General features: G+C 64.3%; 11 protein-coding genes. 4 read left to right on the top strand and 7 right to left on the bottom strand.

The genetic code is table 11. The annotated features are described in order from the left end of the window. Window positions 1–891 (top strand): permease-like cell division protein FtsX (gene ftsX, locus VF497_RS02295; protein ID WP_330885847.1); only part of this gene is annotated, 891 nt, incomplete at its 5' end. A 142-nt stretch (window positions 892–1033) separates the two neighbouring features. Next, on the top strand, window positions 1034–1741 hold the full coding sequence (ung, locus tag VF497_RS02290; RefSeq protein WP_330885845.1) for a uracil-DNA glycosylase: 708 nt from the start codon (window positions 1034–1036) through the stop codon (window positions 1739–1741). Window positions 1742–1776: 35 nt separating this feature from the next. On the opposite strand, the gene VF497_RS02285 is transcribed toward ung, so the two are convergent. Further along, entirely contained in the window at window positions 1777–2529 is a 753-nt protein-coding gene (locus VF497_RS02285; protein ID WP_330885843.1) for an IclR family transcriptional regulator, read from the bottom strand. Between the two features lie 163 nt (window positions 2530–2692). Here VF497_RS02285 and fucP point away from each other — a divergent pair, with 163 nt between their 5' ends. Then, window positions 2693–3982 (top strand): L-fucose:H+ symporter permease, encoded by a 1290-nt coding sequence (fucP, locus tag VF497_RS02280; RefSeq protein ID WP_330885841.1) that lies wholly within the window; start codon window positions 2693–2695, stop codon window positions 3980–3982. 4 nt (window positions 3983–3986) lie between these two features. Continuing rightward, window positions 3987–4349, top strand: coding sequence for an L-rhamnose mutarotase (locus VF497_RS02275; RefSeq protein WP_330885839.1), 363 nt, complete (start codon window positions 3987–3989; stop codon window positions 4347–4349). Between the two features lie 19 nt (window positions 4350–4368). Here VF497_RS02275 and VF497_RS02270 read toward each other — a convergent pair whose 3' ends face one another. The 6 genes from VF497_RS02270 to VF497_RS02245 all read right to left on the bottom strand — a co-directional run bounded on the left by VF497_RS02270 (window position 4369) and on the right by VF497_RS02245 (window position 10454). Further along, window positions 4369–5043, bottom strand: a complete 675-nt coding sequence (locus tag VF497_RS02270) for a hypothetical protein (protein ID WP_330885837.1) — start codon at window positions 5041–5043, stop codon at window positions 4369–4371. A 116-nt stretch (window positions 5044–5159) separates the two neighbouring features. After that, on the bottom strand, window positions 5160–6602 hold the full coding sequence (locus VF497_RS02265; RefSeq protein WP_330885851.1) for an alpha-L-fucosidase: 1443 nt from the start codon (window positions 6600–6602) through the stop codon (window positions 5160–5162). 62 nt (window positions 6603–6664) lie between these two features. Next, the gene (locus tag VF497_RS02260) at window positions 6665–7963 is read right to left on the bottom strand and encodes an L-fuconate dehydratase (protein ID WP_330885835.1); all 1299 of its coding nucleotides are present in this window, start codon (window positions 7961–7963) and stop codon (window positions 6665–6667) included. Window positions 7964–7966: 3 nt separating this feature from the next. Further along, the gene (locus VF497_RS02255; protein WP_330885833.1) at window positions 7967–8827 is read right to left on the bottom strand and encodes a fumarylacetoacetate hydrolase family protein; all 861 of its coding nucleotides are present in this window, start codon (window positions 8825–8827) and stop codon (window positions 7967–7969) included. A gap of 9 nt (window positions 8828–8836) precedes the next feature. Further along, on the bottom strand, window positions 8837–9583 hold the full coding sequence (locus tag VF497_RS02250) for an SDR family oxidoreductase (protein WP_330885831.1): 747 nt from the start codon (window positions 9581–9583) through the stop codon (window positions 8837–8839). A 31-nt stretch (window positions 9584–9614) separates the two neighbouring features. Beyond that, entirely contained in the window at window positions 9615–10454 is an 840-nt protein-coding gene (locus VF497_RS02245; protein WP_330885849.1) for an amidohydrolase family protein, read from the bottom strand. Window positions 10455–10527 lie beyond the last annotated feature (73 nt).

Here is a 10527-nt window from a genome sequence, read left to right as displayed (position 1 = left end):
TCGCGCAGCTTCCGCGCCAGCTTGCAACGTCTTATGGAGCGACCCGGCGCAACCGCGCTGACCCTGCTCGTGATGAGCCTAGCGCTGTGCCTGCCGTTCCTGCTCTGGCTGCTGCTCGACAACGCGCGCGCGCTGGGCGGGCATCTCGACGACGCGCGAGGTATCGGCGCGTTTCTCAAGCCCGAGGTCGATGCCGCTATGGCGAAATCGCTGGCCGAGATGCTGCGCCAGCGTACCGATGTCGCCGAAGTCGTGATCAAAACGCCCGAGGAAGGTCTCGCCGAATTCCGCAGCCAGTCGGGTTTCGCCGACGCGCTCAAGGTGCTACAGAGCAATCCGCTGCCGACGGTGCTGATCGTGACGCCGAAGATCGTGGCGGGGTCCGCCCACGGCGCGCCAGCCATCGTCGACGAACTCGCGCACGACAAGCGCGTCGACCAGGTGCAGTACGACGCGCTCTGGCGCCAGCGCCTCGATGCGATCCTCGCCTTCACCGCGCGCCTCGCCGGCGTGCTCGCGATCCTGCTCGGACTCGCGGCGTTGCTCGTGGTCGGCAACACCGTGCGCAACGACATCGCCGGACGCGCCGAGGAAATTTCCGTGATGCAGCTGCTCGGTGCCGACCGCGCCTTCGTGCGCCGGCCGTTTCTGTATGCCGGACTCTGGTATGGCGCGCTCGCCGGACTCTGCGCGCTGATCCTGATCGGCGGCGTCGAGATCGCACTGGCGACGCCGCTCGGCCAATTGACGTCGAGCTATGGCGGACGCTTCACGATCCACGGCCTGTCGATCGTGCAAGCCCTCGCCTTGCTCGGTGCCAGCGTCGTGCTCGGCTGGCTGGGCGCATGGATCGCCACGTCGCGCCAGTTGCGGCTGGAGCAGCCGCAGTGATCACCTGCCCTCGAAGCGTCGCGAGCGAAGAGAATTTGCGCGTCGCCGGAGCGCAGGAACCGGAGCATACAAACGAGTATGTGAGGATTCCGAGCACCGCCGGCGCGCAAATTATCGAGCGCAGCAGCTTCGAGGACGGGTGATGAGTGAGGATCGTGTCCAACTGGAACCAAGCTGGAAGGCGCGCGTCGGCGACTACCTGCAACGCCCCGAGATGCGTGTGCTCAGCGAATTCCTGCGCAGCGAGCTGCAGCGCGGCAAGAAAATCTTTCCGCCACCGAAACGCATCTTCGCCGCGCTCAACACGACGCCGTTCGATCAGGTCAAAGTCGTCGTGCTCGGCCAGGATCCGTACCACGGCCCGAACCAGGCACATGGCTTGTGCTTCTCGGTGATGCCCGGCGTGGACGTGCCGCCGTCGCTGCAGAACATCTTCGCCGAGATCGAGCGTGACCTGCACACCCCGCGCCCCGATCACGGCTGCCTGCTGCCGTGGGCGCGACAAGGCGTGCTGCTGCTCAACGCAACGCTGACCGTGCAGGCGCACCAGGCCGGCTCGCACCAGGGCAAGGGCTGGGAAGGATTCACCGATGCGGTCGTCGACCATCTCAACCGCGAACGCGAGGGCCTCGTGTTCCTGCTCTGGGGCAGCTACGCGCAAGCCAAGGGCAAGCTGATCGACACGCGCCGCCACCTCGTGCTCAAGGCGCCGCATCCCTCGCCACTGTCCGCATACCGCGGCTTCATCGGCTGCGGCCATTTTTCGCGCGCGAATGCGTACCTGCGCGAGCACAGACAAGCCGAGATCGACTGGCGCCTGCCACCGGCAAGCGAAATCGTGCTGGATTGAAAACGCGATCCGGTGCCGGGGGATGACGGCAGGCGTCAGTGCAGCAAGGCTGCGGAAACGTCCTTCGCCGCGTCGCGTAGATGCTGGATCGCCTGCTTGACCGACACCGTCACCGGATGGCGCTCGACGAACGGAATGGTCAACGTGCCGACGGCATGTCCATCCTGCAGGATCGGCGCGGAAAGATCGGTCACCGCATCTACCGCCTCACTCGGCAGCGCCGCATAACCCTGCTCGCGGATCTGCGCCGCGATGGCGAGAAACTGCTTGCGCTTGAAGCGCTCTTCGCCCGCTTCCATCAACGCCAACCAGCGCTCCTGCGTTTCCTCGCCCTGGAACGCGAACAGCACGACACCCGAGGTCGCATGTGCAAGCGGACGGCGATGGCCGACGCGGACGACGAAGCCGATGTCGCTGGTCGCGTCGACGCGTGCGATGACGACGATCTGGTCCTGCGAGGCGACGACCAGATGGCAAGGTTGCTTGATCTGCTCGGCAAGACGATGCATCACCGGCAACGACGCCTCGGTGAGTCCCTTGATCGGCGGCCGCTCCATGCCGAGCAGGAACAGGCGGTTGGTCAGCGCATAGGCGCCGTCATTGCCCTCGCGCGCGAGGTAGCCGCGCGCCTCGAGCACCTGCAGCATGCGGAAGATCTCGCTCTTGGAATAACCGATGCCCTGCGCGACTTCGGTCAGGTTGAGCGAACCGGGCGTGCGCGCGAGCAACTCGAGGATGTCGAGTCCCTTGTCCAGCGCCGGGGCGCGGTATTTGGTCGTTTTCGTCACTGCGAGTTCCTTGTGCCGCCAGCCGCGACATTGCCGTGCGGTCGGATGATATTTTAGAAACAACGTTTTATATTTGCAACGACGGGAAAATCGCTGCTAGACTTCAAGCGAAGTCTATCCGTGCGACAGCAGAACACAATTCCACGCACACCGGGAGGATACGATGCACTACGCGAGCAACAGCGCGGTGACGACAAGCGGGCAAGTCGCACGCACCGCCTTCGTCGCATTTGCGCTGATCGTAAGCCTGTTCTTCCTTTGGGGCATGGCGAACAACCTCAACGATATTCTCATCAAGCAGTTCAAGAAAGCCTTTGAACTGTCCGATTTCCAGGCCGGCCTCGTGCAGAGCGCGTTCTATCTCGGCTATTTCCTGCTCGCGATTCCTGCCGGCATCTGCATGCGCCGCTTCGGCTACAAGGGCGCACTGCTGATCGGCCTCGCGCTATATGCCGCTGGCGCATTCCTGTTCTACCCCGCGGCCGCGTCGCATACCTATGGCCTGTTCCTTGCCGCGCTGTTCGTGATCGCGAGCGGCCTCGCCTTTCTCGAAACCTCGGCCAATCCGCTCGTCACCGTGCTCGGACCGGCCGACAGTGCGACGCAGCGGCTCAACCTCGCGCAGTCATTCAATCCGCTCGGCTCGATCACCGGTGTGCTCGTCGGCCAGCACTTCATCTTCTCCGGCATCGAGCACACGCCGGTAGAGCTGGCAGCGATGACGGACGGCGCGCGCCAGGCCTACTACGCGGCGGAATCGGCGGCGGTGCAGACGCCGTATCTTGTCATCGGCCTGATCGTGGTCGTCTGGGCCATGCTGATCGCGCTGACACGCTTCCCTGCCACGGCCGAACAGGAATCCGACCACGCCGGTGGCGCCGCGCACCTCGGTAAACTTTTCCACAATTCCAATTTCATTCTCGCCGTGGTGGCGCAGTTCTTCTACGTCGGCGCACAAGTCGGTATCTGGAGCTATCTGATCCGCTACGTCCAAGGAACCGTGCCGGGCACGCCGGAGAAAAGCGCCGCCGACTATCTGACCGCCTCGCTGATCGTGTTCATGCTCGGCCGCTTCGCCGGCACCGCGGCGATGCGCGTGCTCGCGCCGGCACGCATCCTCGCCCTGTTCGCCGCGATCAATATCGCGCTGACGGTCTATGCGATCGTCAATCCCGGCCAATCCGGCGTGTATGCACTCGTCGCCGCAAGCTTCTTCATGTCAGTGATGTTCCCGACGATCTTCAGCCTCGGCTTGTGCGGACTCGGCGACGACGACCGCAAGCTCGCTTCGTCGTTCCTCGTCATGGCGATCATCGGCGGCGCGGTGCTGACGGCATTGATGGGCGCGGTATCCGATGCGTTCGGCATCCATCGTTCGATCATCGTGCCCACGCTGTGCTTCGCCGTGATCCTCGGCTACGCCGTGCGCGCACATAGAACGGCTGCGGGCTGAGCACATGCGACTCCACTATGCGCTCGACCTCAAGGACGATCCCGGCCTGATCGCCGAGTACGAACGCTGGCATCGCCCGGAAAACGTCTGGCCCGAAGTCGTCGACTCGCTGCGCGAGGCCGGCGTGCGCGACCTGGAAATCTTCCGCACCGGCAACCGCCTCGTCCTCGTGCTCGATGTCGGCGACGACTATTCCGCCGTACGCAAGGCGGCGCGCGACGCGGCAAATTCGCGCGTGCAGGAATGGGAGGCGCTGATGTGGAAGTTCCAGCAGGCGCTGCCGTTCGCCAAGCCCGGCGAGAAATGGATCGCCATGCAGCCGATTTTTTCCCTGCGCGAATCGCTGAAGATCAAGCGCGGCGCCTGACGCTCGTGGTTCGGTGCATCTAAGGGGAAGGCTTCTCGCTCAGCGGACCAACGGTCACGGTGGCATTCCATTCCTTGTCGACACGCCGCCAATACAGTTTCGGATCCCAGTAGTTCGGATCGTAATAGTGCTGGTTGTAGACCCGATCGTGCTGCCCGGCAATGCTGACGATGCCGTTCGAATCCGGCAGCAGCACGTCCGCGCCTTCCATCCAGCCGAGGACGTCCAGACGTGCAAGCTGAAGCTTGTTTTCGAGGCGCGGCTTGGTCACGGAATCGCGGTATTCCGCGTAAACCGCCTTGCCGACGTCGAGGGCGCGACGTTGCTCGTCGGGCGTCAGCTCATGCCAATAGCGCTCCCGCCACGCCGCGAGCTGCGGGTATTCTCTTTCGGCGGCCAAGTCCATCCACGCGTAGGCGAGGGCGTGATCCATCGGCGTACCTTTTCCCTCCCACAGCATCTCGGCCACCATGCTTTGCGAAGCCTTGTCCGCATAGCGCGACACGCGACGGAACAGGTCGAACGCTTCGACGTAATTTTGCTTCTTGTAACGTTCCAGAGCGAGCCCACGCCAGTAAACGTCGGGGTGGGCTTCGAGAAAGCCGGAGCTGGCCAGAACGCGGGAATCCAACGTCGCCGCCGCAAGAGGAAAAGACGGCAGCGCGGTCGCGAGCAAGAGAAGGAACCGAACCATTTCGAATCTCCTCCTCGTGTACGCCATTTGACTACCGAAACAAAATACGCCTGATGCGATTCGACCCTCAAGTGAAAAATCGTTAAGACTGCCGGCGAAGGAAAGCTTGATGTCGACTATTCCGTGCCGATGACCAACACCGTATCGACCGGGTCGAGCGGCTTGTCGGGCAGTTGCACTTCAAGCGTCTTGCCGTTCTGCGCGAGCTTCAGCGGTGTGTGCTTCGGGTCGGCAAGAAAATAGGCGGACTTGGCCCGCAGGTCGCCCGCATCGACGCGAAACGTCCTGCCCGGCCACTCGAACAGGTGCACGTATACTTTTCCCTTTTTGCTCGTCGCGCGCCAATCCCACTTGGGAATCCACTTCGGCTTGCCATCGCCGTTCGTTTCCGTTGTCGAATAGCTGCCATGGTCGCCCGCGAATGGCGTCGGCCCGGTGCCGTAAACCGACTCGCCGTTGACGCTGAGCCATTTGCCGACGTCGCGCAGGCGCGCCGTCGCGGGCGCGGGAATCGTGCCTTCGGCGGTCGGCCCGACGTTGAGCAGGTAGTTGCCGCCCTTGCTCGCGATGTCGGCGAGGTTGCGCACGACGGCCTCGGTCGATTTCCAGTGGTCGTCGTATTTGTTGTAGCCCCAGTGGTCGTTCAAGGTCATGCAGGTCTCCCAGTACACGCCGGGGCCGAAGCCATTGGCGGGAATCTGCTGCTCAGGCGTGCCGAAGTCGCCGACACTTTCGCCCTTGTCCATGCCGGCCATGCCTGCGCGCGAGTTGCCGACGCGGTTGTTGATGATCAGATTCGGATCGAGCTTGCGCAGGAATGTGTACAGCTCGCGGCCGTCCTCGTTCGTCCACCAGTCCATCCACTCGCCGTCGAACCAGAGCACTTCGGTGTGGGTCTCGCGCACCAGTTCGGCGAGCTCGGTCTTCATCTCCTCGATGTAGGCGCGCTTCTTCGCCGGGTCCATCTTGGTCGGGTTGTAGTGTTTGCCGGGCTGCGCAGGCGACTGCGACGGATCGTGCCAATCCATGATCGAGTAGTACGTGCCGAAATGCAGGCCCGCGCGCCGCGCGGCCTCGGCCAGCGGTTTGAGCACGCCCTTGGCGTACGGCGTGCGCTTGGCGATGTTGTAATCGGTGCCTTTCGTGTCCCACATCGCGAAGCCTTCGTGATGTTTGGACGTGATCACGATGTATTTCATGCCCGCATCCTTGGCGATGCGCACCCACTCGTCGGGATCGTATTTCGTCGGATTGAACTGCGCGGCGAATTTCTCGTAGTCCGCGCGCGAGATGCCGGTCTGGTCCATGAACCACTCGGCGAGGTCCTTGCGCCCGTTCCACTCGCCGGCAGGCACCGCGTACAGGCCCCAGTGAATGAACATGCCGAAGCGCGCGTCCCGCCACCAGGCCATGCGCGCGTCGCGCTGCGCGGGTGTTTCGGCGATTTGACCTGACGCCACGCTTTGCGCGGCAGTCTGCTTCGCGTCTTGAGCCTGCGCGGCAACGGACGCGGCGATCAGCGACGCGAGGATCGCGCGGTGGACGAATCGGCTTGTCATCTTCACGGCTTCACTCTCCCTCGTATCATCATTTGTGATGTTGGAAACGGCAGCGGTGTGACTCATTGGGCCCAGACGGCGCCGCCCGGAAACAGGTGTTCGCGTATCGATGCCTCTTTCATTTCCGCCGACATGCCCGGCGCCGACGGCGCGAGGTAGCGCCCGTCGCGGATGCGCACCGAATCGACGAAGTGCTCGTGCAGGTGATCGACGAATTCGATCGCGCGGTCTTCCATCCGGCCTGTGATCGCGACGAAATCGGCCATCGCCAGATGCTGCACGAGTTCGCACAGGCCGACGCCGCCCGCATGCGGGAACACGCGCACGCCGAACTTGGCCGCGAGCAGCAGGATCGCGAGGTTCTCGTTGACGCCGCCGATGCGCGCCGCGTCGATCTGGATCAGATCGACCGCCTGCGCCTGCAGCAGCTGCTTGAACATCACGCGGTTGTGCGTGTGCTCGCCGGTCGACACCGGCATCGGCGCCACGCCGCGACGGATCGCCGCATGACCGAGCACGTCGTCGGGGCTCGTCGGCTCCTCGATCCACGCGATGTCGAATTCGACGAGGCGGCGCAGCCAGGCGATCGCGGGGGCGACATCCCAACGTTGGTTGGCATCGATGGCGATCGCGATGTGCTTCCCGACCGTCGCGCGCGCGAGGCGGCAGCGGCGCACGTCGTCCTCGACGTTCGCGCCGACCTTGAGCTTGATCGTGCGGAAGCCCTCGGCGACGGCCTCTTTGGCCAAGCGCACGAGTTTCTCGTCGCTGTATCCCAGCCAGCCCGGCGAGGTCGTGTACGCGGGATAGCCTCTCTCGATCAGCTCGGCGATGCGCGCAGCCTTGCCGCTTTCGGCGCGCTTGAGAATGTCGAGCGCCTCGTCCGGCGTCAGCGCATCGGTGAGATAGCGGAAGTCGATCTGCGCGACGATCTGCTCCGGCGACATCTCGGCGATGAAGCGCCACAGCGGCTTGCCGGCGCGGCGCGCGGCGAGATCCCAGGCCGCGTTGATCACGCCGCCGATCGCCATGTGGATCACGCCTTTCTCGGGACCGAGCCAGCGCAACTGCGAGTCCGCAGTGAGGCTGCGCGCGAAGGCACCGAGATCGTTGACGATCTCATCCACGTCGCGACCGACGACGAGATGCGCAAGCGCGCGGATCGCCGCTGTTTGCACATCGTTGCCGCGCCCTATCGTGAAGACAAGGCTGTAGCCGGCGAGATCATCCGCCGTGTCCGTGCGCAACACGATGTACGCAGCGGAATAATCCGGATCCGGATTCATCGCATCCGATCCATCGAGCTGGCGCGACGTCGGAAAGCGCACGTCGAGCGCTTCCAGTCCAGTAATTTTGCCCACGCCCTACTCCTTCGCCGCGCGCCGATACGCGACCACGTGCTGGCGCTGCTTGCCGAGACCTTCGATCTCCAGTTCCATCACATCGCCGGGCTTCAGATATACGGGCGGCTTCTGGCCGAGGCCGACGCCGGGCGGCGTGCCGGTCGAGATCACGTCGCCCGGCATCAAGGTCATGTAGCGGCTGATGTGGCTGACGAGATGCGCCACGTCGAACACCATCGTGCACGTACTGCCGTTCTGGTAGCGGTGACCGTTCACTGTCAGCCACATCGACAGGTTCTGCGCATCGGGCACCTCGTCACGCGTGACGAGGTAGGGCCCGATCGGGCCGAAAGTGTCGCAGCCCTTGCCCTTGTCCCACTGCCCGCAATGTTCGAGCTGGAACTCGCGCTCGGAAATGTCGTTGACGACGAGATAGCCGGCGACGTGATCGAGTGCCCGTTCGATCGACACATCGCGAGCAACGTCGCCGATGACGACGCCGAGTTCGACTTCCCAATCGGTCTTGACCGAGTCGCGCGGAATCATCACGTCGTCGTTCGGCCCGACGATCGCCGTCGTCGCCTTCATGAAGAGGATCGGCATCTCCGGCACTTTCGTGCCCGTCTCGGCGGCGTGATCGGAGTAGTTGAGGCCGATGCAGACCATCTTGCCGACGCGACCGACCGCGGCGCCGTAGCGCGGACTGCCTGACACAATCGGCAAGGATGCTGGATCGAGTGCGCGCAGCTTCGCCAGCCCTGCCTCATTCAATACTTCGCCGGCAATGTCGTCGACGACGCCGGACAGATCGCGCAGCGTGCCACCCGCATCGAGCAGGCCGGGCTTCTCGCGTCCGGGTTCTCCGTATCGAAACAGTTTCATCGTGACTCCCTAGTTGGCCCAGCCGCCATCGATGACGTGCGTGGTACCCGTGGTGAACGAGGATTCGTCGGAAGCGAGGTAGACGAGGAGCGCGGCGATCTCGTCGGCTTCGCCGAGCCGGCCCATCGGCTGGCGGTCGGTGAAACTTTTCCAGACCGCGGCTTCGTCGCCGCCCATCGCCTTCACGCGCTGCGCGAGCGAAGGCGTCTTCACCGTGCCGGGGCAGATCGCGTTGCAGCGCACGCCGCGCGCGACGTAGTCGGCGGCGATCGCCTTGGTCAGGCCGATCACCGCCGCCTTGGTCGCACCGTAGGCGAAGCGGTTCGGCACACCTTTGATGGATGACGCGACCGAGGCCATGTTGATGATGCTGCCGCGGCCGCGTTCGAGCATGCCCGGCAACACGGCCTTGCAGGTGTGGAACATTGCATCGACATTGATCGCGAACGAACGCTTCCACGCCGCATCGTCGCAGTCGAGGATGCTGCCAGCGGCTACGTAGCCGGCGCAGTTGAACAGCACGTCGATGCCGGGATTTGCCGCAACGAGCGCGCCGATCTGCGCCGGGTCGGTCACGTCGAGCACGGCCGTGCGGATCGCCGTCCTCTCGCCGGCGAGCGCCTCAAGTGCCGTTTCGTCGATATCGGTCGCGAGCACGTGCGCACCCTCGCGCGCGCAGGCCAGCGCGCTCGCGCGGCCGATGCCGGCACCGGCCGCGGTAATCAGGCAGTGTTTTCCCTTCAGTCTTCCGCTCATCTCGCAATCTCAAAAGTATACAAATGGAGACTTACAAATCGAGTCGATAGAACGACGCGGCATTCGCGCCGAACACTTGCGTTTCGAATCCGGCCGCGCGGCCCGCCACGAGGTTCCGCGCCATGGCGAACCATGCGGAATAGTCCGAGGCGAGATCGAGCACCGGCCAGTCGCTGCCCCAGAGCACGCGCTCTGGGCCAAAGCAGGAGAAGACGTGCTCGACATACGGCGCGAGGTCCTTGACCGTCGCGCCCGGCGCGGCCTCGGTCAACAGACCGGACAGCTTGCAGCGAGCACTCGTTTCGCCGGCGAGGCGCTCCAACTGGCGCGCCCACGAGTCAAACGCACGATGCGCGATCTCAGGCTTACCGGCGTGGTCGATCACGCAACGCAACTGCGGCTGCCGCTGCAGGCGCGTGAGCAGTGCGCCGAGGTGCGGCAGCCTGACCAGCGCGTCGAACACGAGGCCCTGATCGATCATCGTCGCGAATGCGGCGTCGAGCTGCGGTCGTGCCACCCAGTCGGGATCGGCGATGTCCTGAATCATCGGACGCAATCCCTTGAGCTTGCCCGCGCCGGCCTTGACGAGTGCGGCAATGCGTCGCGAGACATCAAGCGCGTCGAAATCGGTCCAGCCGACAACGCCTTTGATGAAGGCGTGCTCGCGCGCGAGGTCGAGAAGGAAATGCGTTTCCTCCTCGGTCGCCGCCGCCTGTACGGCCACGGTCGCGGCGACGCCGTTCTGTGCAAGCAGCGGCGCGAGGTCGGCCGGCTCGAAATCACGATGCAACGCGCCGAGATCGGGCGTGAGCCACGTGTAGTCGCCGCGCGACAGGCGCCAGAAATGCTGGTGGGCGTCGACGACCATCATCGCGATGGCACCGCCGCGTCGGACGAAAGCAAACCCGCATCCTGCAGGCGCCGCCAGAGCGCCGGCAGAATCG

This window comes from Rudaea sp. (assembly GCF_036383415.1).
Taxonomy (GTDB): Bacteria; Pseudomonadota; Gammaproteobacteria; order Xanthomonadales; family Rhodanobacteraceae; genus Rudaea.
The sequence above is the reverse complement of the archived record's forward strand: the minus strand, read 5'-3'. Positions and strand labels throughout refer to the sequence as shown.